Here is a 24,137-nt window from a genome sequence, read left to right on the forward strand (position 1 = left end):
CCAACTGTGGTTTTGCTTTCGTGGATGCAAAGCGGTACATACCCCGACAAATGCGACATCCATACCGCAGGATCAGAGGAACAAGCATGAAGCGCAAACTCGACATTCCGCCCGCTTGGTTGGTGGCCTTTGCTGTTCTCGCCTGGCTGCAGGCGAACTATGCGTCCTTCGGCCTGTCGCTGGCCAGCGGGTTTACCGACCTGCTCAGCGGCCTTCTGATCGGGGGCGGCGTCGTTCTTGTCGTGCTGGCGATTGCCGAGTTTCGTCGACATCGAACAACTGTCCTGCCGCATGAAACTCCATCGAGTCTGGTTCAAACAGGTATCTTCAAGCGCAGCCGCAATCCGATCTACGTTGGCGATGTACTTATTCTGGCCGGCTTGATTCTGCGTTTCGACGCGGTGCTGTCCTTGGTGTTGATGCCTGTTTTTGTCTGGATTTTGGAACGCAGGTTTATTGTGCCGGAAGAAAACCGTATGCGCCGTGCCTTTCGCACGGATTTCGCCAGATATGAAAGGCAAACCCGCCGCTGGATCTGATGTGGACGGGATTTTACACGACGTAACAATGCTGCGCTTGCGAAATAATCTTGCGCAGTTAAAACTGGTTCTTCAGATAGAATGCCAACTATCCTTGCGAACTGACCGAAAATTAGGGGGACGCGCCGTTGAAGATTGGAACGCCAAAGGAAACATTTGACGGTGAGAACCGGGTCGCGATGACTCCGGATTCAGCCCGTCAACTGCAAAAGCTCGGGTATGAGTGCCTGATCGAGAAAGGGGCCGGCGCTGCGGCCGGGTTCTCGGACGCCACATATAAAGAGGCGGGTGTCGAGGTTATCGGAACCGCGGCGGCGCTGTGGAAAGCCGCCGACATCGTCGCCAAGGTACGTCAGCCAAATGAAACCGAGCTGAAGCGTCTTGCCAAGGGCAAGACATTGATCTCGTTCTTCAACCCCGCAGGGAATGAAAAGGGCATGGAGGCCGCCAAGTCCAAGGGCGCCAACGTGATCGCCATGGAAATGGTGCCGCGTATCAGTCGTGCCCAGAAGATGGACGCTCTGTCGTCGATGGCCAACATAGCGGGCTACCGCGCGGTGATCGAAGCGGGTAACAACTTTGGCCGGTTCTTCACCGGTCAGGTGACGGCTGCTGGTAAAGTACCGCCTGCCAAGGTTCTGATCGTAGGTGCCGGTGTGGCCGGTCTGGCCGCCATTGGCACCTCGACCTCTCTGGGTGCGATCACCTATGCGTTCGACGTACGCCCCGAAGTGGCGGAGCAGGTTGAATCCATGGGCGCCGAATTCGTCTATCTGGACTTCGAAGAAGACCAGCAGGACGGCGCGGCAACCGGCGGTTACGCGAGTGTTCAGTCCGATGAATTCCGCGAGGCACAGCTGGCCAAGTTCCGCGAGCTTGCTCCGGAAATGGACATCGTGATCACCACCGCGTTGATCCCCAACCGCGAAGCGCCCGAGCTTTGGACCAAGGACATGGTCGAAGCGATGAAACCGGGTTCGGTGATCGTGGACCTTGCGGCGGAAAAAGGCGGCAACTGCAAGCTGACCGTTGCTGACGAGAAGATCGTGACCGATAATGGCGTGACCATCATCGGCTATACCGATTTCCCAAGCCGGATGGCGGCACAGTCTTCGTCGCTTTACGCAACCAACATCCGTCACATGATGACAGACCTGACGCCTGAAAAGGACGGTCAGATCAACCATGACATGGAAGACGACGTGATCCGCGGCGCAACCGTGACGCATGAAGGTGAAATCACCTTCCCGCCACCGCCGCCGAAAGTTCAGGCGATTGCCGCTCAGAAAAAGCCTGAGGTCAGGGAGCTGACCCCGGAGGAGAAAAAGGCGCAGGAAGTTGCGGCCTTCAAGGCGCAAACCAAACAGCAGTTCACCTTGCTGGGTATCGGCGGTGCGCTAATGCTGTTGATCGGTCTGATTGCTCCGGCCAGCTTCATGCAGCACTTCATCGTCTTTGCGCTGGCGATCTTCGTGGGATTCCAGGTGATCTGGGGCGTCGCGCACAGCCTGCACACACCGCTTATGGCGATTACCAACGCGATCTCGTCGATCATCATCGTTGGCGCAGTGATGCAGATCGGATCCGGGTCGTTCCTGGTTATTCTGCTGGCGGCTCTGTCCGTTTTCATGGCCGGGATCAACATCTTCGGTGGCTTCCTCGTAACTCGGCGCATGCTTGCCATGTTCCAGAAATCTTAAGGAGGCCGGGCACATGGATTATGGCTTCACCACTGCCGCCTACGTTGTTGCGGCTGTTCTGTTCATCCTCTCGCTTGGCGGCCTGTCGAACCAGGAAAGCGCCAAGCGCGCTGTCTGGTATGGCATCGTCGGTATGGCGCTGGCGGTTTTCGCTACGCTGGTCGGCCCCGGTTCGGGCTTGTGGCTGCTGTCATTGCTGCTGATCATAGGTGGTGGTCTGATCGGTCAATATGTGGCGCAGCGCGTCCAGATGACCGAGATGCCACAGCTTGTGGCTGCGATGCATTCGCTGGTTGGTTTGGCGGCTGTGTTCGTGGGTTTCAACGCGCATTTTGAAATCAAGAATGTCGCCGAAGTTTTTGCGGTTGTTGATGCCGCCAAAGACGTCGACCTTTCCGACCTGGGCGCGTTTGCCAAGCTGATCGCCAAGAAGACAGCGGCAGAGCTGGCAATCCTGCACGTGGAACTGTTCCTGGGCATCTTCATCGGCGCGATCACCTTTACCGGTTCGGTCGTGGCTTATGGCAAGCTGGCTGGCAAGGTTACATCGACGGCAACCAAACTGCCCGGTGGTCACGCGCTGAATGCGTCTGCGGCGGGGCTCTCGCTGATCTGTCTGGTTTGGTACACGTCCACGGGCGGATTCCTGCCCCTGTTCCTGATGACGCTGGCCGCCTTGTTTATTGGTTATCACCTGATCATGGGCATCGGCGGTGCCGACATGCCGGTGGTTGTGTCGATGCTGAACAGCTATTCAGGCTGGGCGGCTGCGGCCATCGGCTTTTCGCTGGGCAACGACCTGCTGATCGTGGTCGGTGCGCTTGTGGGCTCGTCCGGTGCGATCCTCTCCTACATCATGTGTAAGGCGATGAACCGGCACTTTGTCAGTGTGATCCTGGGTGGCTTTGGTGGTCCGCAAGGTGAGCAGATGGCTGTCGAAGGCGAGCAGATTGCAATCGAGGCCGACGGTGTTGCCGCAGCCCTGAATGACGCCGACAGCGTGGTGATCATTCCGGGCTATGGCATGGCGGTGGCGCAGGCGCAGCAATCGGTTTCCGAGCTGGTGCGCAAGCTGCGCGCGCAAGGCAAGAACGTACGCTTTGCGATCCACCCCGTTGCCGGTCGTCTGCCGGGTCATATGAACGTGCTGCTGGCGGAAGCCAAAGTGCCCTATGACATCGTTCTGGAAATGGATGAGATCAACGACGACTTCCCGGATACGGATGTTGCCATTGTGATCGGCTCCAACGACATCGTGAACCCTGCGGCGCAAGAAGATCCCAACAGCCCCATTGCCGGCATGCCGGTTCTGGAATGCTGGAAGGCCAAGCAGGTGTTTGTATCCAAGCGTGGTCAGGGCACCGGCTATTCGGGCATCGAAAACCCGCTGTTCTTCAAAGAGAACACCCGCATGTTCTATGGCGACGCGAAACAATCGCTGGACAAGCTGCTGCCAATGATCGATTGATCTAAAGCCTTAACCAAAATGCAAAGGGCGCCTTCGGGCGCCCTTTTCTTGTTTGTCATGTTGGGGGCTTTGCCTCCAAGCCCCCAAGATTTTTCTGGCCAGATGAGGCGGGCGGAATGTGGTATCCTTGGGCTATTATAGAGAGACAAGGAGGTGCCCTATGGAAAAGGTCAACGGCATAGGTGGTGTGTTTTTTCGCGCCAGAGATCCGGAAGCGCAGCGGCATTGGTACGAGACCCATCTTGGCGTTCATCATTACGATCCCGTCCCCTGGAAACAGCGCGAAGGCTATACGGTCTTTGCCCCGTTTGCGCAGGACACCGATTATTTTGGCCGCGCCGAGCAGCAGTGGATGATCAATTTTCGGGTTGATGATCTGTCTGCCATGACGACCCAGTTGCAAGCCGCAGGCATTGCCGTCGAGACCAATCCGGAATGGGATAGCGAGGTTGGAAAATTCGCACGTATTCACGACCCTGAGGGCAACCCAATCGAACTGTGGCAGCCAAATCAATGACATAAGGGGTTTGTATACCGTAGTATCCATGTAAGCTATTGAAATAAAAAGATAATTGATGTATTTTTGAACTGTCGTATAGTGCGCCGGACAACGCCGGAGCATTCAATGACGCCGATCGACGATCATCCATTGCGCTATTCGCTGGCCAACGAGCTGCATGCGCGCCCGTTTCCCGTGGCCTCGACGCCATGCACCGTTGCGTTTTTGGCCATCAAGAAACCCGTGGCGGCGGTTGCGCGGGACCGGAGCGAAGACATTGCCCATCTGGTCAATCTTCTGGACCGTCACGGTGCGCAGCACCCGCAGCCGGACGCGACGCATTACGCGGGTCAGATCGGGCGTCACTGGCTCAAGTGGGAGCAGCACACGGAATTTGTGACCTATACGGCGATCACCCGGAATGTCAGTGACCGGGCCTTCAACCCCGCTGATTTTGAGGCTTTCCCACCTGATTGGCTGATGGCCAGCCCGGGCCAGAGGATAACCTCGGCCATGGTTCGGGTGACCGAAAGACCAGATGATGAGGCGGTAAAAGCCGCGCTGGCCGAATGGTTCGAACCCGAAAGCCTTGCGGTTGCGCGCGTGCTGGATGATGCTGCGATTTGTGCCAGTGACTTTCGGATTGATCCGGCTGGGCATATGCGGTTCGCGCTCTTCGTGACCAAGGGAACAGGACAGCGCCGAACCGGACGCATCATCCAGCGCCTGTGCGAGATCGAAACCTACAAGGCCATGTCCATGTTGGGCTTTGCTCGCATCAAGCAACTGATGCCGAAAATCGGAGAGCTGGATGGAAAGCTGACCCGGCTTATGGGGCAGATGACAGATAACTCGGCGCATCCTGACGAACTACTGCCGGATCTGCTGTCTACATCCATCGAATTGGAAACGCTTTCTGCCCGATGCGCATTTCGCTTTGGGGCTACCGGGGCCTATGAGGCCATCGTGAACCAACGGATCGAGGTATTGCGCGAGGAAAGGTTCGAGGGCCGTCAGTCCTTTGCCGATTTCATGATGCGCAGGTATGAGCCCGCAATTCGGACTGTGAAAGCCACGGAAAGTCGGCTGCAGACCTTGTCCGACCGGGCGATCCGGGGGGGTGAGTTGCTGCGGACCCGGGTAGATGTGGAACGCAGCGCCCAGAATCAGGCATTGCTGGAAAGTATGGACCGCCGTGCTGATCTGGCCCTGAGGTTGCAGCACACAGTCGAGGGGCTTTCCGTGGTGGCGATTAGCTATTATGCGGTCTCACTGGCCAGCTATCTGTTGTACCCGTTGACCGCCACCGGGATCAGCAAGGGGATGCTGACCGCGGCGGCAACCTTGCCGGTTGTCCTGTGTGTCTGGCTGGGTATCAGGCATATACGAAAGCGGTTGGCCTAATCCGCGTTTGCTAAACCTTCCCAAGGCTGTAGAACTGACAGGGGCGGGCGCGGAGCAAAGGAAAATACGTGATCGGAATTATGGCCGCTTGGCGGGCCGTGGCGGCCATGTTCATTTTGAACGGCGCTTTGTTCGGGATCTGGGCCTCGCGTATTCCCGCAGTCAGGGATCACCTGGACCTGTCGCACGAAGCGCTTGGCTACGGCTTGCTGTTCATGGCGGCTGGGGCTGTGTGTTCGTTCCCGGTTACCGGACGTCTGACAGATCGGTTCGGGGCTGTGGTGATCACACGGATCATCGCCATTCTTTATACCGCATCCCTTATCTTGCTGGCCTTTGCCGGAAGCTTTTGGGCGCTGGCGTTTTTCCTGTTCGTATTCGGGGCCTTCCACGGCTCGATGGATGTGGCGATGAACGCCTGGGCCGCCGAGGTTGAGCGCGCCTATGACAGGCCCGTCATGTCGTCGTTCCACGCCATGTGGAGCTTGGGGGCGGGTTTGGGCGCGTTGAGCGGATTTGGCGCGGTGCAAGCGGACCTGACGGTGATGCAGCACTTTTTGCTGGCCGGTGGCCTCGTGGTTGGGCTGACATTGGCCCTGTCCCGGGTGCAGTGGAATTCGCGCCGTGTTGCGCCCTCGGGCGGGGCGGTTTTTGCCCTCCCGTCGGGTGGGTTGATACTTGTCGGGTTCTTTGCCCTGTGCGGGGCGTTGGGTGAAGGGGCCGTCGCAGATTGGAGCGCGATCTTCCTGCGGGATGTGACCGGTGCGCCCGAAAGTGTCGCGGCGCTGGGATTTGCGGTGTTTTCGGTCACGATGGTCGCCTTCCGTCTTGCAGGCGGCGTCGTGATCGCGCGGTTCGGACCAACCGCAACGGCCCGTTTCGGAGGGGTATGCGCCGCCTTGGGGGTGCTGGCTGTGGTCTCGGCCGATGGCCCCGGGATTGCTCTGGTTGGGTTTGGACTGATGGGGCTTGGATATGCAGTGATCATGCCGGTTGCGTTCAGCAGGGCGGCAAATGATCCGCATGTCCCGCCTGGTCAAGCCATCGCCAGCGTGGCCACATTAGGGTATGGCGGGTTGTTGATTGGCCCGCCCCTTATTGGGTTTCTGGCAGAGATGCTTACATTGCGTGTTGCATTCATGGCCTTGCTGCCGCTGGCTGTTTTCATTGTCCTGTTGTCAGGCGCGTTGCGTCCCGGTGACAGCGACGAACGATGATTTTGGGAGATACACATGCCGATCAAAAACCGGTTCGCAGAACTGCAGAGTGAAATCACGGAATGGCGGCGTGATATCCACCAAAATCCAGAGATCCTGTTTGAAACCCATCGCACCAGTGCGCTGGTGGCGGAAAAGCTGAAAGAGTTCGGTTGCGATGAGGTGGTCACCGGAATTGGCCGAACGGGCGTGGTGGGTATGATCAAGGGCAAGGCGGACACGGGCGGCAAGGTTATCGGTTTGCGTGCCGATATGGATGCGCTGCCGATCCATGAGGCGACCGGATTGGACTATGCCTCGAATACCGATGGGGCGATGCACGCCTGTGGCCATGATGGTCATACTGCGATGTTGTTGGGGGCGGCGAAATACCTTTCGGAAACGCGGAATTTTGACGGGACAGTGGTGGTCATTTTCCAACCTGCCGAAGAAGGTGGCGGCGGTGGTCGTGAGATGTGTGAAGACGGGATGATGGATCGCTGGGGCATTCAGGAAGTATACGGAATGCATAACTGGCCCGGCCGTCCGGTGGGCAGTTTCGCCATCCGTCCTGGCGCATTTTTCGCAGCTACTGATCAGTTCGACATCGTTTTTGAAGGCAAAGGCGGCCACGCAGCCAAGCCGCATGAAACCGTGGATACAACGGTGATGGCGGCGCAGGCGGTTCTGGCGCTCCAGACCATCGCGGCGCGAAACGCTGACCCGGTGGATCAGGTGGTTGTTTCGGTGACCTCGTTCGAAACCTCTTCAACCGCATTCAACGTGATCCCTCAGACTGTAAAGCTGCGCGGTACGGTCCGTACAATGAGCCGGGACATGCGAGACATGGCTGAAAAGCGCGTGACCGAGATCTGCACCGGAGTGGCCGCCACATTCGGAGGAGCTGTTGAGGTGACCTATTACCGGGGATATCCGGTAATGGTGAACAGCGATGATCAAACCGATTTCGCAGCCCAGGTGGCGCGGTCTGTCTCGGGCGATTGTGACCAGGCTCCGCTGATCATGGGCGGCGAGGATTTCGCCTTTATGCTCGAAGAACGCCCCGGCGCTTATATTCTGGTGGGCAATGGGGACACCGCTGCAGTGCATCACCCTGAATACAACTTCAATGATGAGGCCATCCCTGCAGGATGCAGTTGGTGGGCCGAAATCGTTGAACAAAGGATGCCAGCGGCGTGATCCCAAGGGGCAGGCAGATGCTCTGCCCCTAAACGCCGGTGGTCTTCAGATTTAGCCGGTCGCACAGGGTCTCGACAATGGAATCGAGCGCGGATTTCTGCGTGTTGACGCAGGATTTTGCGGCATCGCGCGCAGTATCCAGCGCGTCCTGATCGCTGAGCCAAACCGTGACCGCGTCTGCCAGCGCCTGCGCCGAGTTCACCTCAATCGCGCCGCCGGCCTCGATGAGCGGCGCAAAGGTTTCGGCAAAGTTGAAGTATCCGGGACCGGTTATTACTGCCGCCCCGGCCTGAGCGGGTTCGAACGGGTTATGTCCGCCGATCTCATGCAGCGAACCGCCCAGAAATACGATCGGGCAAAGCGCGTACCACGTGCCAGTCTCGCCCAGTGTGTCGGCAACATAGACCTGTGTTTCGGTGTCGATACGCCCTTCGGATGTTCGGAATACGGCAGTTTGAACAGCCTGTTTCAACAGCGCAGCCACATCCTGCCTGCGTTCGGGGTGGCGCGGGATCAACAGCAGCAGAAGGTTGGGCCAGCGCTCCAACAATTTCGCATGGGCGGCCAGAACAATCTCTTCTTCTCCGGCATGGGTCGAGCTGGCGATCCACACAGGACGCCCTGCAATCTGGGTCTGAATATCTTCCAACACAAAATTATCGACCGGAAGCGGATCGGACATCGCTTTGAGGTTGGTTCCCGGTTGCACGCGGTCCGCCACAGCCCCCATGTCCACCAGATTAGCGGCGGTTTTGCCATTCTGGGTCAGGAACAGGCTGAAATTGTCCAAAATGAATCGTGCGGTTTGTGGACGTTTTTTCCAACCTTCGACGGATTTCTCTGACAGGCGCGCATTCAACAGGGCCAGAGGGATTCCCCGTCCAGCCGCGTCAACGATCAGGCGTGGCCAGATTTCGCTTTCGACAAATACTCCGGCTTCGGGGCGCCAGTGATCCAGAAATCGCCTGACCGGCCCTGCGGTGTCCAGCGGCGGATACTGGTGTCGCGTACGGGGTGGCATCCGTTTTTCGATCAGCGCCGCCGAAGTTGGGGTGCCCGAGGTCACCAGGAACTGGGCATCCGGCAGGCGTTCACCCAGCCGTTTGATCAGGCTGATGACCGACAGGGTTTCCCCCACACTTGCAGCGTGGAACCAGATCAATCGGCCCTTGGGGCGTGGTAGGCTGGCATGGCCGAGCCTTTCATGCTGGCGAATTGTCGGGACATCTGCCGCCAGGAGTTTCTTGCGCACGGTGCGCCAAGCCAAAGGTGCAGCAACGGCGGTCAGGCTGCAATACAAACGGTAAAGCAGCGTCGGCTGGCCAGAGGGGGCGGTCATGTCAGCCGCCCGTATGGCTCATGTGGCGGCTCATCTTGCCGTCGACCGCCTGGCGGGAATAGTCGAAGTCGTGGCCTTTGGGCTTAAGATTTATCGCCGCGCGGATGGCCTGTTCCAGCGGCGCCTCGGTATCGAGATGATCTCGCAGGGGGGCACGTAGATCGGCCATGTCTTCTTGGCCCAGACACATGTACAATTCACCCGTACAGGTCAGGCGGACGCGATTGCAGCTTTCGCAGAAATTATGCGACAGCGGTGTGATAAAGCCGATCTTCTGGCCCGTTTCTTCAAGCCGCGCATATCGCGCCGGGCCACCGGTGCGTTCTGCCAGATCGGAGACGGTATAGTGGCTTTCATATTCCTTGCGGACATCCTTGAGCGACCAGTACTGACCCAGACGGTTCTCGTTCCCGATATCGCCCATCGGCATCACCTCGATCCAGGTCAGATCCATGTCGCGCTCAGCACACCATTGGGTGATTGTTGGAAGTTCGGCCTCGTTGAAACCCTTCAGGGCCACAGCGTTGATCTTGACCCGCAGGCCAGCCTTTTGGGCAGTATCAATTCCGTTCAGAACCTGTTTCAACCGGCCCCAACGGGTGATCTGGCTGAATTTCTCATCATCCAACGTGTCCAGCGACACATTCACCCGGCGCACGCCCGCCGCATAGAGATCGTCAGCAAAGCGGTGCAGTTGCGAGCCATTGGTTGTCAGCGTCAGCTCTTTCAACGCGCCGCTGTCCAGATGCCGGGTCATGGCATTGAAGAATGACATGATGTTTCGGCGGACCAGCGGCTCGCCCCCGGTGATGCGCAGCTTTTCCACGCCCATCTTCACGAAGGTCGTGCACATACGGTCCAGCTCTTCCAGCGTCAGCAGGTCCTTTTTCGGCAGGAACTTCATGTCTTCGGACATGCAGTAAACACAGCGAAAATCACAGCGATCCGTAACGGAGACGCGGAGATAGGTGATGGCACGTGCGAACGGGTCGATAAGCGGAGCTGTCATGAGTCATACGTAAAGCGGCGACTGGCCTGCGACAAGCCTGAACTGTGCTTTGTGCTGGCACAGCCCTGTGAGGGGGGCTAAGTTCAGGCCATGAAATACACTCTGCTGACCATTTGTATCCTTGTTGCGGGCTGTGACACTGTCCGTTCGACAACTGATCGGGTTTTCGGTCGCGACAAACTTGCGGCTGAACCAGAGGTCGCCGCGGAAGCTGACGTCACCGAATCCGTTCCGGTCCCCGCAACCGCCGCTGGTTGGGTTGGCGCCAAGACCACCATTGCCAGCTTGGGTGATCCGACAACGCCGGGACGCTGGATGGAAACGCCTTTGGTCGAGACAGAGTTCACAGGACGTGTTGTTGTGCCCAGAACAGGGGCGCAGGCCTATATCACGCTGGTCCCGGCCCGTGGGCCCGAAAGCGGCGGCAGCAGGCTGTCGCTGGATGCAATGCGGGCGCTGCTTTTGCCTTATGACGAACTTGTCGAGCTGGAAGTTTATTCCAACTGACCTTTCAGATATTTGCCAGCTTCACGCCGGGCAAAGGGCTTCATGGCCGCACTATGGTCGCGCAGAAAGTTAACCACTCGGTCCGCGTCATGTTTCGACAGCTCGCGCAGCCACCATGCGATTGCTTTCTGGATGAACCAGTCACGGTCGGGCACATAGCCCGCTGCCCAGCCAAGAATACGGTCGCGCCGGTTTAGGTCTTCTGGCTTGGGGTGGTTCTGCTTGGTCCAGGGCAGGGTGGCGACCAGCGCGGCGCGCCGTGTCCACATATGGTCTGATGCTGTCCAGCTTTCGACCTGTTCCAACCGCGCCGGGTCCGCAGACAAGCGTTTCTGCATCGCCATACAGGCGTGATCTGCCACCGCCCAGGCATCGAAATCTGGCAACCAGCTTTGCAGCAGGTCCCAAGCAGCCTCATCGGGGCGGATACGGGCTTGGGTCAGCAACTTGGCTGCGGCAAGACGGCCCTCGTGGATATCGGTCTGCCAGAGGGCGTCAGCCAGATCCACCCGCGCAGCAACGTCCAGTTCCTGTCGCCATAGTTTGGTCAGGTCGTTCAGAACCGGATTTGCAACGCCCAGATAGAGGCGTTCGACCTTGTGATAAGCCGCCACCTGCACGGCGCGCTCGGGGTCGGCATGGGCCCGGATCTGGTCAAGATAGGTGACGGGGGTCATTGGTCCGCAGCGCGTGTTGGCTTGCCGTCGATCGTCTGATGGTTCCGCTCAACCCAATAATCTCGGATATCGTCATCGGACTTACCGTCGACCCATTTCTGCATCGTGTCCCGTTCGGACTGGTATTCCATGAACGGTACGGCATACCCGCAAGAGGTCTGAACCATGTCAATCGCAAGGTCATAGATCTGGCGGGCGCTGCGGTGGTCGGGAAACAGCCCGGCCAATGCGTCCCAGCCCTCGTCCCCGGCATGCAATGTACGCGCGGTGCCATAGGTCCGCAGGATCAGCGGGCGTGTGGTGAAGGAACACCACATCAGGGTCATGCGATTGACCTCAAGCAAATGCCCGGCGGTTTCGTTGCCACTGCCGGTCAGGTTCATCCAGATAATCCGATTGGGCCCCAGTACCCGCAGCGAGTCCATCCCTTTGGGAGAGATGTTGACCCGTCCTTCAGGTCCGGCGGTGCCGACGAAGAACAGATGCTGATCCTCGATAAACTTGCGATGGGCGTTATCCAGCGCCGGAAATTGCTTGGACATGCGTCACTCCACCGTTACGGATTTCGCCAGATTGCGCGGCTGGTCCACATCCGTGCCCTTGGCCACCGCCGTATGATAGGCCAGCAACTGAGCGGGCACCGAATAGAGGATCGGCGCAAGGCTGGGGTGCACATGCGGCATGCGGATCGTGCTCCAGACCCCGTCTTCCGCCTCGGCGATGCCGTCATCATCGGACACCAGGATGACTTTACCCTTGCGTGCCATGACCTCTTGCATATTCGACACGGTTTTGTCGAACACCGTGTCTCGCGGGGCCAGAACCACCACGGGCATGTGTTTGTCGATCAGGGCAATGGGGCCGTGCTTTAGCTCACCCGAAGCATAACCTTCGGCATGGATATAGCTGATTTCCTTGAGTTTCAGCGCCCCTTCCATCGCCAGCGGGTACATCAGGCCGCGTCCCAGAAACAGAACATCGCGCGCCTCGGACAAGCGCTGGGCGGATTTCCTGATGGCCCGGTTCTGATCCAACGCGGTGTTCAGCACCGAAGGCAGCCCGCGCAACGCGGCGGCGTGATCGGCAAGTTCCTCGTCGCTCAACGTGCCACGGTCCGCGGCAGCCTTGAGCGCCAGCATCAGCAACACGCTCAGCTGACAGGTGAAGGCTTTGGTCGAGGCGACGCCAATCTCGACCCCGGCATGGATCGGCAGGGCGATGTCACTTTCACGTGCGATCGAGCTTTCTGGAACATTGACGACTGAGACGACCTTGTCCGCTTTGCCGTCGCAATACCGCAGGGCGGCCAGCGTGTCGGCGGTTTCACCCGATTGGCTGACAAACAGCGCCATAGTGCGTTCCGGGATCGGAGGTTCACGATAGCGAAATTCGCTGGCGATATCGACTTCAACCGGTATTCTGGCAAGTTGCTCGAACCAGTATTTGGCGGTCAAACAGGCGTAGAAAGCAGTCCCGCAAGCGACCATCGTCAGACGGTCCAGCTTGGTGAAATCCAGATCCCCCGGCAGTACGACCTGATCCCCGGCAGAGGGCAGGTAGGACCGGATCGCCTCGGCAACCACAGTCGGCTGTTCCGCGATTTCCTTGGCCATGAAATGCTTGTGCCCGGCCTTGTCGGCGCGGCTGTGATCCACTTTGATCTTGCGGGTTTCGCGATTGGCAAGCTCACCTGCTTCGTTGCGGATTTCCAGCGATGTGCGGGTCACAACCGCACGGTCACCTTCTTCCAGATAGGTGATGCGATCCGTCAGCGGCGCTAGCGCGATGGCGTCCGAGCCGACAAACATCTCTCCGTCCCCGTGCCCGATTGCCAGTGGCGAGCCTTTGCGCGCGGCCACGATCAGGTCATCTTCGCCGTCAAACAGAAAGGCCAAGGCAAATGCGCCGACCAGCCGGTCGATGGTTTTATAGGCGGCTTCAACCGGGGGCAGCCCTGATTTGAGGTAATGTTCAGCCATCAAGGCGACGGTTTCCGTATCGGTTTCGGTTTCGAACCCGATCCCGTGTTCCGCCAGCTCTGTCCGCAGCTCTCGATAGTTTTCAACGATGCCGTTGTGAACAACGGCAACCGGCCCGGCCCGGTGGGGATGCGCATTCGAAACTGTCGGCGCGCCATGGGTGGCCCAGCGGGTATGGCCGATACCGGATTTACCGGGAAGCGGGTCATGCACCAGCAGGTCGCTGAGGTTTACCAGCTTGCCTACAGCCCGACGCCGACCCAGGGATCCGCCATTGACCGTAGCAATGCCTGCACTGTCATACCCCCTGTATTCCAGCCGTTTTAGGGCCTCGACCAGGATGGGGGCAGCTTCGTGCTTGCCCAATACGCCTACAATCCCACACATCTGTCAGGCTCCTTTGTCGCGACGAGCCTTCTTCGCCGTCAACATGTCAAACAATTTACGCGCATAACCGGGCTTGTTGTCCTGCTTGGCGCGCGCAACGGCCAAAGCATCCGCTTCCACATCGCGCGTCACCACGGTTCCGGTGGCCGTCATCGCGCCGTCACCAATGGTGACAGGTGCCACCAACATGGTGTTCGATCCGACAAAGACGTTCTGGCCGATGGTTGTTTGGTGCTTCATTACGCCATCGTAATTGCAAGTGATCGTACCCGCGCCGATATTCGTCGCCGCCCCAACCGTTGCGTCCCCGATATAGCTGAGATGGTTGACCTTCGCGCCTTCGGCGATCTCAGCATTCTTGATCTCGACAAAATTGCCGACGCGGGTGTTTTCTGCCAGCTCAGCGCCGGGGCGCAGGCGGGCATAGGGGCCGACGATGGCGCCGCGGCTGACATGGCAGCCCTCAAGATGAGAAAATGCCCGGATCGTCGCGCCGCTTTCCACCGTGACACCGGGGCCAAAGACCACATTGGGTTCTATCACCGTGTCGCGGCCAATGACGGTGTCGGCGGCCAGATAAACGGTTTCCGGCGCCATCAGCGTGACCCCCAGATCCAGCAGATCGGCGCGGGCACGGGCCTGAAAAACCGCATCCGCAGCGGCCAGGTCAACGCGTGAGTTCACACCCAGCGTCTGTGCCTCGTCACAGGCGACTGCGGTGACATTCAGGCCACGGGATCGGGCGATTGCCACGACATCCGGCAGGTAATATTCACCGGCGGCATTGTCATTTCCCACGCTGTCGATCAGCGAAAACAGCAATTTTGCGTCACAGGCCAAAAGACCAGAATTACAAAGTGTTATATCGCGCTCTTTATCCGAGGCGTCTTTGTATTCGACGATGCGTTCAAGGGTCTGTCCGTTCATGACCAACCGGCCATAGCGTGCAGGATCTGCGGCCTCAAAACCCAGAATGACCAGATCGTTCTTGGCCCGTGCTTCGATCATACGTTCCAACGTCTCGGGTTGCAAAAAGGGCGTGTCCCCGTACAGAACAACCACGTCGCCGTTGAAACCCTGCAGCGCTTCGCGCGCCTGTGCGACAGCATGGGCGGTGCCCAGCTGTTCGGCCTGAATGGCGATTTGTGCGGTCTCGTCCTCGGCCAGGGTTGCCTTGGCAACGGCTTCGGACCCGTGCCCGGTGACAATGACGGTCCGCTCGGGCGACAGAACAGCACCAGCGCGCATGGCATGGACCAGCATAGGCGCCTGAGCAATCGGGTGCAGGACTTTCGGGATATCCGAATTCATCCTGGTGCCTTTACCGGCAGCAAGGATGACAAGGGCGATACTCATGAAATCGTTTTCTCTTTGTGTTTTGTTGCAGTCCGTTTTATCCGCTGAGGGTAAAGTCGCAAGCGGTTCAGCCATCAAACTAGATTGCCGTTTGCAACAAGACGTGGCGAAAACCCGCCGAGGCAGGAGGCGTAATGCGAACAGTCATCTTTGATCTGGACGGGACACTGGCGGATACTTCCGGGGATTTGCTGGAGGCCGCAAACCATTGTTTTCGCGATATGGGGCACGGCGATGTGCTGGTCCACGGGCAGGATGCTGGTATCGCTTTGCGTGGTGGGCGGATGATGCTGACCCACGGTTTGAAGCGGGTTGGGGCCTATGACGAACAGGCTGTTCACGCTTATTACCCTATGCTTTTAGAGGCGTACTCGGAGGCGATTGACACCCATACCCGGTTTTACCCAGGCGCGCTGGACGCGGTTGGAAAGTTGAAAGAGGCCGGCTATGGCGTTGGTATCTGCACCAATAAACCCGAGGCTCTGGCACATCAGTTGCTGACCCAAATGGGTGTGCGCGACCGGTTCGGCTCACTCGTCGGTGCGGATACTTTGCCGGTTCGCAAACCCGATCCGGAGCCCCTGCGTGAAGCTGCCCGCCGGGCAGGTGGGCACCCGGATCTGTGCGTTCTGATCGGGGATTCCGACACCGACCGGAATACGGCGCGTGCTGCAGGTGTACCTTCGGTGCTTGTAACATTCGGGCCATCTGGCGACGACATGGCTGCGCTGAAACCCGAAGCGCTGTTACATCATTTTGATGACCTGCCGAAACTTGTTTTTGATTTGGTCGGAGCTGCAGCCTGACCCCTTGACCCCGGCCCATCGCGGCCTCAAGAGCGAAAAGATGACTGAGAAGTTTACTGGCAATTTCACCCAGCAGGAACCAATCCCGGATGAGGCGATCGAGGCGGCTCTGGCCGTTTTGCGTCATGGCCGGTTGCACAGATATAACGTGTCGCCCGGCGAACTGGCCGAGACCGCCCTGTTAGAACAGGAATTTGCCGCGCAGACCGGTGCAAAATACTGTCTGGCGGTCTCCTCGGGCGGCTATGCACTGGCGACAGCATTGCGCGCGATAGGGGTGCAGCCCGGAGATACGGTTCTGACCAACGCTTTCACCCTGGCGCCGGTGCCGGGGGCGATTGCCTCGATCGGAGCCAAGCCGGTATTTGTCGGTGTGACCGAAGCGCTGACGATTGATCTGGATGATCTCGAAAGCAAACTGGATCAGTCTGATGTGCTGATGCTCAGCCATATGCGCGGGCATCTGTGCGACATGGATCGGTTGATGCAAATCTGCGATGCCGCCGGTGTGGCCGTGATCGAAGATTGCGCGCACACGATGGGCGCCGCATGGCGCGGGCAAAAATCCGGACGGCAGGGCGTTATCGGGTGTTATTCCTGCCAGACCTACAAGCACATAAATTCCGGTGAAGGCGGGTTGTTGATTACCGATGACGAGGAACTGGCTGCCAAGGCGACGGTCCTTTCAGGATCCTACATGCTGTATGAGCGCCACCTTGCAGCGCCGGGCCCAGAGGTGTTCGAGCGGATCAAGTACACCACGCCCAATGTCTCAGGGCGCATGGACAATTTGAGGGCCGCGATCCTCAGGCCGCAGCTTCGCAATCTGGAACAACAGATTGACCGGTGGAATGAGCGCTATGTCGAGATCGAAAAAGGGCTGCGCGGCACGCCGGGACTTACCATTGTCGAACGGCCCGAGGCGGAAACTTATGTGGGCTCGTCGATTCAGTTCTTGCTGCTGGACTGGTCACCCGAACGGATTGCTCTTGTGATGCAGCGCTGCGCGGCGCGTGGTGTGGATCTGAAATGGTTCGGCGGAGCAGAGCCCACCGGGTTTACTTCGCGCTATGACAGTTGGCGATATGTGGAAAGCGCGCCTCTGCCTGCGAGTGACCGCATTTTGAGCGGGATCATGGATATGCGGGTGCCATTGACTTTTTCACTGGATGATTGCCGGTTGATCGCACGGATCATTCGCTCCGAGGTCGGCGCGGTGTTCCAATCCTGATCACATTACCTGTGATTCGAGCGGGGATTTTTGGTTCTTCCGCAGCCGCTCGACCAGTCGTTTTTGCAGCCGATTTTCAGGGATCGGATAAGACGGCACTGTATTCTGGGCTTCCAGCAGATTTGGAAGGATCATTTGGATTTCTTCGCGGGCCTGCGCCGTAACGGATGCCAGCGACGTGTCGGTCAGCAACAGGCTTTCGCTCGGGGCGCCATTTGCAAAAACGATTTCGTGATTGTCGAACAGCAGGTGGTAATACACAACCTGATCAAGGCTGTTGTCTATCTCGATTCCCGGCAATTCCGACAGCTTGATGGCCGCGACCAGCACATCCGGCGATCCGAACATGCGCTGCGCCACCGCCGAAGAGATTTGCATTCTGTGCTGCCGGGAAACCAGAAGATCCTGTTTCGGCAAACCGTCCCCTAATGCGGATTTCGCGATTCGAACCGGTTTCAGGTTTGGATTGATTGCCAGATCGGTTGCCGAAAGATGCCGCTGTCCGATCCATCTGACAGGTTTCAGCCCCGATCGGGTCAGCACAAGATCACCTTCACGCAAGGTTTCAACGGGACGTTCCCCGAGTTCCGTCTCGATCAGGGTGCCCTGACAAAAACACACCAGTAACTCGATGTTATCGACAATGGCGCCAAGGCTATCATTAAGGCCAAGTTCGGTAAGGCGCAGGGTATAGTCACCGGCGGAAGGGAAATCGACCTGCATGGTGAATGTGGAAAAGCTGTTCGCAGTCGGCAGAACGGTCATCGAGGCGATAACGACGCCGTTGCTGTCCAGAATCTCGACTGTAAATCCTTCGCTGCCTGCATTTGAGTTAGATGCCGTCCTAAGTGCGGAATCCAGGCTAAGCTCGCCGGATTTGGGGTCATCCAGCGTAAACGTTTGCTCCATCACCGTGACTTGGCTTGCGTTGCCATCCATTTCGGCCACACGATTCGATGAACCATTCCCGAGATAGGCACCCTCAGTGTGGTCAGCTTCGATATCCGTACCAGACCAATTTGCGGAACCGCTATTAAAAGTACCATTTACGATGACATTGGTTGGGGCCATTCGCAGAATCCTTGAAGCAAAAAAACTTAACGGCTTAGGCGATCTAATCGTCGAGTATGGTGAATTTGTGACGCTCCGGATCGGCTCGCGGGTGAACCTTTTTCGGTCAGCGCTTGACCCGGGTTCATGGTCATGGCAGATTATTTGAACAATCGTTCATTTACTGGGAGAGTTCGATGTTCACGGCGGCCATGCAATTCGATCTGGGTGAAGATGTGAACGCACTGCGTGAAATGGTGCATCGCTGGGCGCAAGAGCGGGTGAAGCCGATGGCCGCGAAGGTCGATGCCTCGAACGCGTTTCCCAATGAACTTTGGCGCGAGATGGGTGAGTTGGGCCTGCTAGGAATTACAGTGCCCGAGGAATATGGTGGCGCGGCCATGTCCTATCTGGCCCATACCGTCGCGGTTGAAGAAGTGGCGCGGGCCTCTGCCTCAATCTCATTGTCATACGGGGCGCATTCAAACCTGTGCGTCAATCAGATCAAGCTGAACGGCAGCCCCGAGCAAAAGGCGAAATATCTGCCTCGGTTGATTTCCGGCGAACATGTGGGCGCGCTGGCCATGTCTGAGGCGTCCGCCGGATCAGACGTCGTTTCGATGAAGCTGAAGGCGGAAAAGCGCAATGATCACTACCGGCTGAACGGAAGCAAATACTGGATCACGAACGGGCCGGACGCGGATACTCTGGTCGTTTACGCCAAGACGGATCCTGATGCTGGATCCAAAGGGATCACCGCCTTTCTGGTCGAAAAAGAGATGACGGGCTTTTCGACCTCGCCCCATTTCGACAAGCTGGGCATGCGCGGATCAAACACGGCGGAATTGATTTTTGATGACGTCGAGGTGCCCTTTGAAAATGTTCTGGGCGAAGAGGGTAAGGGTGTCGCGGTTCTGATGTCAGGGCTGGATTACGAACGCGTTGTGCTCGCCGGGATCGGAACTGGAATCATGGCCGCCTGTCTGGACGAAGTCATGCCGTATTTGGCCGAGCGCAAGCAGTTCGGCAAACCGATTGGCAGCTTTCAGCTGATGCAAGGCAAGATTGCTGACATGTACACGGCCATGAATTCAGCCCGGGCTTATGTCTACGAGGTCGCCAAGGCCTGTGACCGCGGGGATGTGACCCGGCGGGATGCGGCAGCGTGCTGTCTGTATGCTTCGGAACAGGCCATGACGCAGGCCCATCAGGCAGTTCAGGCAATGGGCGGCGCGGGGTTCCTGTCGGATTCGCCGGTCAGCCGCATATTCCGTGACGCCAAGCTGATGGAAATCGGCGCCGGCACCAGCGAAATCCGCCGGATGCTGATCGGACGGGAACTGATGAACGAAATGCTCTGAGCAAAAAAACGCCCCGCCGACGAGGTAACGGCAGGGCGTTCTGTGTAAAGGATCAGAAGCGGTGAACGTAGGATACGCCGACCAGCCAAGGATCGATTTCAGCGGTGCCGATATCGGCACCGTTCAGTGTGACATCCGAGTCGATATCGAACCAGCGAACGTTCAGACGAACAGCGCCTTTTTCGGTGACCATATAGTCCAGACCGGCCTGCAGTGCGAGGCCGACCGAGTTGTCGAGCTCGAGATCACCCAGGGCCGATTTTTCGTCGAAGAAGATGGTATAGTTGATGCCCGCGCCGACATAGGGTTTCCAGACCGAGTTGGTCGGGAAGTGATAGTTCAGCGACAATGTGGGCGGCAGGTGTTTGACGGTCCCTGCGTCGAGGCTGCCACCCAGTGTGACCTCATGGCTGAACGGTGTGGCGGCCAGCAGCTCGATACCCAGATTATCCCGAACGAAATACTCGGCAGTAAAGATCGGGCGTGTGTCGGAATCGACATCTGCATCCAGCCCGGCGAGGGATCCATTGTCGGACTTCGGGTCGAGATAGCCGACACCGACACCAACGGTCCAGTCGCCCTGATTTTGGGCGAAAACGGGCGCAGCAAACGCGACGAGCGCGGTCGAAAGGGTCAAAGCGGCGAGTTTCTTGGTCATTTTACGGCCTTTGGATTTGTTGATGACCGGGTTTTGTATGAAGCAGAGCCCGCCGACTCTGATCTGCATCAAATTCCCGTGACCGTCTTTGGTGGCTCGATTCAGAAAAGACCTAGAAAAACAAAGGGTTTCGGCAATGTGTCCCGCTGAAGGCATACCTGGTTTGCATCAGGGTGGGGGCTGGGACCTGCCGGACCGGTTGAACATGGCGCGGCAATGCTTGGAACAGCCCCCAGAGCAGACGGCGATCATCGATCTGACCGGGGGTGAGGGCAAGGTCGTCACGTTTGCACAACTCGGACGCTTGGCCGATGACATCGCACTCGCCTTGCTCGATCGGGTGCGGCCTGGGGATCGCGTTGGAGTACTGCTCAGCCAGTCACCCGGCTGCGCGGCGGCGCATCTTGCGATCTGGAAGATCGGCGCGATTTCGGTGCCTTTGTTTAAATTGTTCAAACATGACGCGCTGGCCTCGCGTGTCGCGGATGCAGGGGCGCAACTGGTGTTGACAGACGCAGAGGGTGCTGCACTGCTGGGGGATCTTGCCGTACCGGTTCTGGTCGATCAGATAGCTCCGTCTGATGATCCGGTGCCCTTTGCGGATACCGGCCCCGAGGATCCGGCAGTTCTGATCTATACTTCCGGCACAACCGGCAGCCCCAAAGGCGCGCTGCATGGGCATCGGGTTTTGACCGGCCATTTGCCGGGGGTCTCGATCAGCCACAGCCATCTGCGCGAAGTTGACTGTCTGTGGACGCCCGCCGACTGGGCATGGATTGGCGGGTTGTTCGATGTGTTGATGCCAGGGCTGGCGCTGGGCATTCCGGTGGTCGCGGCCCGGCTCGAGAAATTCACCCCCGAGGCCTGTGCGGATGTGATCGCGCGCGGCGGGGTACGGAACGTGTTCTTTCCGCCTACCGCATTGCGGATGCTCAAGGCCACGGATCAGGCGATCCCCGGTCTGCGCTCGGTCGCTTCCGGAGGGGAGCCGCTAGGTGCCGAGATGTTGGAATGGGGGAAGCAGGCGTTCGGCCTGACGATCAACGAATTCTACGGCCAGACCGAATGCAACATGGTGGTGTCTTCCTGCGCTCAGGATTTTCCCGTGCGCCCGGGTTGCATCGGTAAACCGGTTCCGGGGCATGAAGTTGCAGTGATCGACCAGGATGGCCAGCCCACAGATCAAGAGGGCGACGTGGCCATCCGCCGAGGCTCGGCCTCGATGCTGCTGGAATACTGGAATCGACCTGAGGCCACGGCCGAGAAGTTCCGAGGCGACTGGCTGATCACTGGGGATCGCGGCGTGTGGGAGGGGGATTATCTGCGCTTCGTCGGTCGCGACGATGACGTGATCACCTCGGCCGGTTACCGCATCGGTCCGGCCGAGATCGAAGATTGCCTACTGACCCACCCGGCGGTGGCGACAGTGGGCGTGGTCGGCAAGCCCGATCCGTTGCGGACCGAGATCGTGAAGGCGTATGTGGTGTTGAAACCGGGAGCCACGGTTGCGGAGCGAGAGTTGCAGGATTGGGTCAAAGACCGTCTGGCGCAGTATTCCTATCCGCGCGAGGTGGCGTTTCTGGAGGAACTGCCGATGACTGTGACGGGGAAAGTGATCCGGAAGGAATTGAAGGCGCGGGCGGCGGGGGAAACTGAAACGCAGAAGAGGCCGAAATCATGAGTAAGATGTTTTGGCCGGGGTTGGTTGCACTGCTAATTTCCGCGGCGGCCCTAGAGGCGGACGAAAGCATGGGGCAAGCTTCGGAGCCGGTCATAGGTGTCGAAAACTGGTTGGATGGGTGTACGCAACTTAGCAAAACGACGGTGATGTCTGTTCCAAAAATGACGTTGGATATGGATTGTGTTGCATCTGCCTTGGACTATTGCACAAATAATCAGGAAAACTCCTACCAGGACATTTGTCACGAGATTTTAATTGAGCACATTCGTCTCAGAAGTGCAGAAATTTCGGGGAATTTACCAGCGAACCCAAACCTCAAGGGTTTCAGGCGCTCCTTTTATGCGAATGCGCGGCGGCGAACTTCCGAAGATTTTCAAACGAAATGCGAAGCCGACATGTCTGAAAATGAATGCCTATTGTTAGATGCTACTATGAAGTGGCTGAACTTGCGATTGGCCGAACGGCTTTTGGAGGGTAAACACCAATGAAACTCAATTCCAAAGCCATACCCACCTCTGAGGGTTTCAAGGCAAACCGCGCGGCTCATCTCGACGCGCTGGCGCAAATCTCTGCCGCTGCGGAAGCGGCCCGTCTGGGCGGGGGTGAAAAATCCCGCGCGCGGCATGAATCCCGTGGCAAGATGCTCCCCCGGCGCCGGGTTGCGAACCTGCTGGACCCAGGGTCTCCGTTTCTGGAAATCGGCGCGACGGCGGCGCATGGGATGTATGGTGATGCAGCGCCAAGCGCTGGTGTGATTGCGGGCATTGGCCGGGTGCAGGGGCGCGAGGTCATGGTGGTTTGCAACGACGCCACCGTGAAGGGCGGCACTTATTATCCGATGTCGGTCAAGAAACACCTGCGCGCGCAGGAGATTGCCGAGGAAAGCCAACTCCCCTGTATCTATCTGGTTGACAGCGGCGGGGCGAACCTGCCCAACCAGGACGAGGTCTTTCCCGACCGCGACCACTTTGGCCGCATCTTCTATAATCAGGCCCGAATGAGTGCCAAAGGAATCCCTCAGATCGCGGTGGTCATGGGTTCGTGTACGGCGGGCGGGGCCTATGTGCCCGCGATGTCGGATGTGACGATCATCGTCAAAGATCAGGGCACGATCTTTCTGGCCGGGCCGCCCCTGGTCAAGGCCGCAACCGGAGAGGTCGTCAGCGCCGAGGATTTGGGCGGTGGCGACGTCCATACCCGTCTGTCCGGCGTGGCCGATTACCTGGCTGAGGACGACGCTCACGCGCTGGCCTTAGCGCGGCAAGCGGTGGGTTCTCTGAATCTGCGCAAACCGCAGACCGTGGATTGGGCCAGCCCCGAAGATCCGGCTTATGACCCCGAGGAAATTCTGGGCGTTGTTCCCGCCGACCTGCGCACGCCCTATGATATCCGAGAGGTGATCGCTCGGCTCGTCGATGGCTCGCGATTTGATGAATTCAAACCGCGCTTTGGTGAGACGCTTGTGACTGGGTTTGCCCATGTCAAAGGCTGCCCGGTTGGGATCATCGCCAACAACGGCGTGCTGTTTTCCGAGGCCGCCCAAAAGGGCGCGCATTTTGTTGAGCTGTGTTCGCAACGCAAAATCCCGCTGGTCTTCCTGCAAAATATCACCGGCTTTATGGTGGGCCGCAAATACGAAAACGAAGGCATTGCGCGGCACGGGGCAAAGATGGTGACAGCCGTTGCTACGACTTCGGTACCCAAGATCACCATGCTTGTCGGGGGCTCGTTCGGGGCCGGGAACTATGGCATGGCGGGGCGGGCCTATCAGCCCAGGTTCCTGTGGACTTGGCCGAACTCGCGTATTTCCGTAATGGGGGGCGAGCAAGCGGCGGGCGTGCTGGCCACCGTCAAACGAGACGGGATCGAGCGGCAGGGTGGCAGCTGGTCGGCTGAGGAAGAGATCGAATTCAAGCGCCCAACATTGGATATGTTCGAGGAACAATCTCACCCACTCTATGCCTCGGCGCGCCTATGGGATGATGGCATCATCGACCCGCGCAAAAGTCGCGATGTTCTGGCCTTGTCGCTGAGTGCCGCCCTGAATGCCCCGATTGAGGAGACACGTTTCGGCGTGTTCAGGATGTAAG

The 24,137-nt window shown here is 58.4% G+C and carries 22 protein-coding genes; 14 read left to right on the plus strand and 8 right to left on the minus strand.

From position 1 onward, the window contains the following. The first annotated feature begins 86 nt into the window (after window positions 1-86). From AC2FFF_RS08515 to AC2FFF_RS08545, 7 genes are all read left to right on the plus strand, one after another. Entirely contained in the window at window positions 87-539 is a 453-nt protein-coding gene (locus AC2FFF_RS08515) for a methyltransferase family protein (RefSeq protein ID WP_142634949.1), read from the plus strand. 128 nt (window positions 540-667) lie between these two features. Beyond that, entirely contained in the window at window positions 668-2,239 is a 1,572-nt protein-coding gene (locus AC2FFF_RS08520) for a Re/Si-specific NAD(P)(+) transhydrogenase subunit alpha (RefSeq protein ID WP_496882917.1), read from the plus strand. A gap of 13 nt (window positions 2,240-2,252) precedes the next feature. Next, window positions 2,253-3,707 carry an NAD(P)(+) transhydrogenase (Re/Si-specific) subunit beta gene (locus AC2FFF_RS08525; protein WP_271950227.1) on the plus strand — a complete coding sequence of 485 codons (1,455 nt, stop codon included), beginning with the start codon at window positions 2,253-2,255 and terminating at the stop codon, window positions 3,705-3,707. A gap of 160 nt (window positions 3,708-3,867) precedes the next feature. Beyond that, window positions 3,868-4,224 (plus strand): VOC family protein, encoded by a 357-nt coding sequence (locus AC2FFF_RS08530; protein ID WP_271950225.1) that lies wholly within the window; start codon window positions 3,868-3,870, stop codon window positions 4,222-4,224. A 108-nt stretch (window positions 4,225-4,332) separates the two neighbouring features. Continuing rightward, window positions 4,333-5,610, plus strand: a complete 1,278-nt coding sequence (locus AC2FFF_RS08535) for a DUF3422 family protein (protein ID WP_142634941.1) — start codon at window positions 4,333-4,335, stop codon at window positions 5,608-5,610. 68 nt (window positions 5,611-5,678) lie between these two features. Beyond that, window positions 5,679-6,827, plus strand: coding sequence for an MFS transporter (locus AC2FFF_RS08540; protein ID WP_281972794.1), 1,149 nt, complete (start codon window positions 5,679-5,681; stop codon window positions 6,825-6,827). Between the two features lie 15 nt (window positions 6,828-6,842). Next, window positions 6,843-8,006 carry a M20 aminoacylase family protein gene (locus tag AC2FFF_RS08545; RefSeq protein ID WP_281972795.1) on the plus strand — a complete coding sequence of 388 codons (1,164 nt, stop codon included), beginning with the start codon at window positions 6,843-6,845 and terminating at the stop codon, window positions 8,004-8,006. A gap of 28 nt (window positions 8,007-8,034) precedes the next feature. On the opposite strand, the gene AC2FFF_RS08550 is transcribed toward AC2FFF_RS08545, so the two are convergent. Beyond that, window positions 8,035-9,345 (minus strand): 3-deoxy-D-manno-octulosonic acid transferase, encoded by a 1,311-nt coding sequence (locus AC2FFF_RS08550; protein WP_281972796.1) that lies wholly within the window; start codon window positions 9,343-9,345, stop codon window positions 8,035-8,037. A 1-nt stretch (window position 9,346) separates the two neighbouring features. Continuing rightward, window positions 9,347-10,354 carry a GTP 3',8-cyclase MoaA gene (gene moaA, locus AC2FFF_RS08555; protein ID WP_281972797.1) on the minus strand — a complete coding sequence of 336 codons (1,008 nt, stop codon included), beginning with the start codon at window positions 10,352-10,354 and terminating at the stop codon, window positions 9,347-9,349. A 90-nt stretch (window positions 10,355-10,444) separates the two neighbouring features. Here moaA and AC2FFF_RS08560 point away from each other — a divergent pair, with 90 nt between their 5' ends. Next, window positions 10,445-10,861, plus strand: coding sequence for a hypothetical protein (locus AC2FFF_RS08560; RefSeq protein ID WP_281972798.1), 417 nt, complete (start codon window positions 10,445-10,447; stop codon window positions 10,859-10,861). Here AC2FFF_RS08560 and AC2FFF_RS08565 read toward each other — a convergent pair. From AC2FFF_RS08565 to glmU, 4 genes are read right to left on the minus strand one after another with little or no spacing between them, the layout of a single operon-like run. After that, window positions 10,849-11,538, minus strand: coding sequence for a DNA alkylation repair protein (locus AC2FFF_RS08565; RefSeq protein ID WP_281972799.1), 690 nt, complete (start codon window positions 11,536-11,538; stop codon window positions 10,849-10,851). The two genes, AC2FFF_RS08560 and AC2FFF_RS08565, sit on opposite strands and share 13 nt — an antisense overlap. Further along, a complete protein-coding gene (locus AC2FFF_RS08570; protein WP_281994884.1) occupies window positions 11,535-12,080 on the minus strand; it encodes a pyridoxamine 5'-phosphate oxidase family protein in 546 nt (181 codons plus the stop codon). Before AC2FFF_RS08570 ends, AC2FFF_RS08565 begins: the two co-directional genes overlap by 4 nt. 3 nt (window positions 12,081-12,083) lie before the next feature. After that, entirely contained in the window at window positions 12,084-13,904 is a 1,821-nt protein-coding gene (gene glmS / locus AC2FFF_RS08575) for a glutamine--fructose-6-phosphate transaminase (isomerizing) (protein ID WP_496882918.1), read from the minus strand. A gap of 3 nt (window positions 13,905-13,907) precedes the next feature. Beyond that, on the minus strand, window positions 13,908-15,260 hold the full coding sequence (glmU, locus tag AC2FFF_RS08580; protein WP_281972801.1) for a bifunctional UDP-N-acetylglucosamine diphosphorylase/glucosamine-1-phosphate N-acetyltransferase GlmU: 1,353 nt from the start codon (window positions 15,258-15,260) through the stop codon (window positions 13,908-13,910). Between the two features lie 134 nt (window positions 15,261-15,394). Here glmU and AC2FFF_RS08585 point away from each other — a divergent pair, with 134 nt between their 5' ends. Together AC2FFF_RS08585 and AC2FFF_RS08590 are read left to right on the plus strand one after the other, a co-directional pair. Continuing rightward, on the plus strand, window positions 15,395-16,066 hold the full coding sequence (locus AC2FFF_RS08585; protein ID WP_142634920.1) for an HAD-IA family hydrolase: 672 nt from the start codon (window positions 15,395-15,397) through the stop codon (window positions 16,064-16,066). 40 nt (window positions 16,067-16,106) lie between these two features. After that, window positions 16,107-17,297, plus strand: coding sequence for a DegT/DnrJ/EryC1/StrS family aminotransferase (locus AC2FFF_RS08590; protein ID WP_281972802.1), 1,191 nt, complete (start codon window positions 16,107-16,109; stop codon window positions 17,295-17,297). Here the strand turns inward: AC2FFF_RS08590 and AC2FFF_RS08595 are convergent, their stop codons facing one another. Then, window positions 17,298-18,368: a Hint domain-containing protein gene (locus AC2FFF_RS08595; RefSeq protein ID WP_281972803.1), complete on the minus strand. Its 1,071-nt coding sequence runs from the start codon at window positions 18,366-18,368 to the stop codon at window positions 17,298-17,300. A 176-nt stretch (window positions 18,369-18,544) separates the two neighbouring features. Between AC2FFF_RS08595 and AC2FFF_RS08600 the strand changes: the two genes are divergently transcribed. Then, window positions 18,545-19,708, plus strand: coding sequence for an isovaleryl-CoA dehydrogenase (locus tag AC2FFF_RS08600; protein ID WP_142634916.1), 1,164 nt, complete (start codon window positions 18,545-18,547; stop codon window positions 19,706-19,708). A gap of 52 nt (window positions 19,709-19,760) precedes the next feature. Here the strand turns inward: AC2FFF_RS08600 and AC2FFF_RS08605 are convergent, their stop codons facing one another. Further along, window positions 19,761-20,366, minus strand: a complete 606-nt coding sequence (locus AC2FFF_RS08605; RefSeq protein WP_142635181.1) for an OmpW/AlkL family protein — start codon at window positions 20,364-20,366, stop codon at window positions 19,761-19,763. 136 nt (window positions 20,367-20,502) lie between these two features. On the opposite strand from AC2FFF_RS08605, the gene AC2FFF_RS08610 reads away from it, so the two are divergent. From AC2FFF_RS08610 to AC2FFF_RS08620, 3 genes are read left to right on the plus strand one after another with little or no spacing between them, the layout of a single operon-like run. Further along, on the plus strand, window positions 20,503-22,047 hold the full coding sequence (locus AC2FFF_RS08610; RefSeq protein ID WP_496750663.1) for an AMP-binding protein: 1,545 nt from the start codon (window positions 20,503-20,505) through the stop codon (window positions 22,045-22,047). Then, window positions 22,044-22,535, plus strand: coding sequence for a hypothetical protein (locus AC2FFF_RS08615; protein ID WP_282021426.1), 492 nt, complete (start codon window positions 22,044-22,046; stop codon window positions 22,533-22,535). The genes AC2FFF_RS08610 and AC2FFF_RS08615 overlap by 4 nt, the downstream gene beginning before the upstream one ends. After that, window positions 22,532-24,136 (plus strand): carboxyl transferase domain-containing protein, encoded by a 1,605-nt coding sequence (locus AC2FFF_RS08620; protein WP_496750660.1) that lies wholly within the window; start codon window positions 22,532-22,534, stop codon window positions 24,134-24,136. The genes AC2FFF_RS08615 and AC2FFF_RS08620 overlap by 4 nt, the downstream gene beginning before the upstream one ends. The last annotated feature ends 1 nt before the right edge of the window (window position 24,137 follow it).

It is taken from the genome of Ruegeria sp. YTSA226 (genome assembly GCF_059609905.1).

Excerpts from the sequence above, each read along its gene's own strand:
- AC2FFF_RS08535 (WP_142634941.1), top strand. The coding sequence starts at position 4,333 with ATGACGCCGATCGACGATCATCCATTGCGCTATTCGCTGGCCAACGAG.
- AC2FFF_RS08550 (WP_281972796.1), bottom strand. The coding sequence starts at position 9,345 with ATGACCGCCCCCTCTGGCCAGCCGACGCTGCTTTACCGTTTGTATTGC.
- AC2FFF_RS08595 (WP_281972803.1), bottom strand. The coding sequence starts at position 18,368 with ATGGCCCCAACCAATGTCATCGTAAATGGTACTTTTAATAGCGGTTCC.
- AC2FFF_RS08600 (WP_142634916.1), top strand. The coding sequence starts at position 18,545 with ATGTTCACGGCGGCCATGCAATTCGATCTGGGTGAAGATGTGAACGCA.
- AC2FFF_RS08585 (WP_142634920.1), top strand. The coding sequence starts at position 15,395 with ATGCGAACAGTCATCTTTGATCTGGACGGGACACTGGCGGATACTTCC.
- AC2FFF_RS08610 (WP_496750663.1), top strand. The coding sequence starts at position 20,503 with ATGTGTCCCGCTGAAGGCATACCTGGTTTGCATCAGGGTGGGGGCTGG.
- AC2FFF_RS08560 (WP_281972798.1), top strand. The coding sequence starts at position 10,445 with ATGAAATACACTCTGCTGACCATTTGTATCCTTGTTGCGGGCTGTGAC.
- AC2FFF_RS08515 (WP_142634949.1), top strand. The coding sequence starts at position 87 with ATGAAGCGCAAACTCGACATTCCGCCCGCTTGGTTGGTGGCCTTTGCT.
- AC2FFF_RS08525 (WP_271950227.1), top strand. The coding sequence starts at position 2,253 with ATGGATTATGGCTTCACCACTGCCGCCTACGTTGTTGCGGCTGTTCTG.
- AC2FFF_RS08605 (WP_142635181.1), bottom strand. The coding sequence starts at position 20,366 with ATGACCAAGAAACTCGCCGCTTTGACCCTTTCGACCGCGCTCGTCGCG.
- AC2FFF_RS08620 (WP_496750660.1), top strand. The coding sequence starts at position 22,532 with ATGAAACTCAATTCCAAAGCCATACCCACCTCTGAGGGTTTCAAGGCA.
- AC2FFF_RS08590 (WP_281972802.1), top strand. The coding sequence starts at position 16,107 with ATGACTGAGAAGTTTACTGGCAATTTCACCCAGCAGGAACCAATCCCG.
- AC2FFF_RS08570 (WP_281994884.1), bottom strand. The coding sequence starts at position 12,080 with ATGTCCAAGCAATTTCCGGCGCTGGATAACGCCCATCGCAAGTTTATC.
- moaA (WP_281972797.1), bottom strand. The coding sequence starts at position 10,354 with ATGACAGCTCCGCTTATCGACCCGTTCGCACGTGCCATCACCTATCTC.
- AC2FFF_RS08565 (WP_281972799.1), bottom strand. The coding sequence starts at position 11,538 with ATGACCCCCGTCACCTATCTTGACCAGATCCGGGCCCATGCCGACCCC.
- AC2FFF_RS08545 (WP_281972795.1), top strand. The coding sequence starts at position 6,843 with ATGCCGATCAAAAACCGGTTCGCAGAACTGCAGAGTGAAATCACGGAA.
- glmS (WP_496882918.1), bottom strand. The coding sequence starts at position 13,904 with ATGTGTGGGATTGTAGGCGTATTGGGCAAGCACGAAGCTGCCCCCATC.
- glmU (WP_281972801.1), bottom strand. The coding sequence starts at position 15,260 with ATGAGTATCGCCCTTGTCATCCTTGCTGCCGGTAAAGGCACCAGGATG.
- AC2FFF_RS08530 (WP_271950225.1), top strand. The coding sequence starts at position 3,868 with ATGGAAAAGGTCAACGGCATAGGTGGTGTGTTTTTTCGCGCCAGAGAT.
- AC2FFF_RS08615 (WP_282021426.1), top strand. The coding sequence starts at position 22,044 with ATGAGTAAGATGTTTTGGCCGGGGTTGGTTGCACTGCTAATTTCCGCG.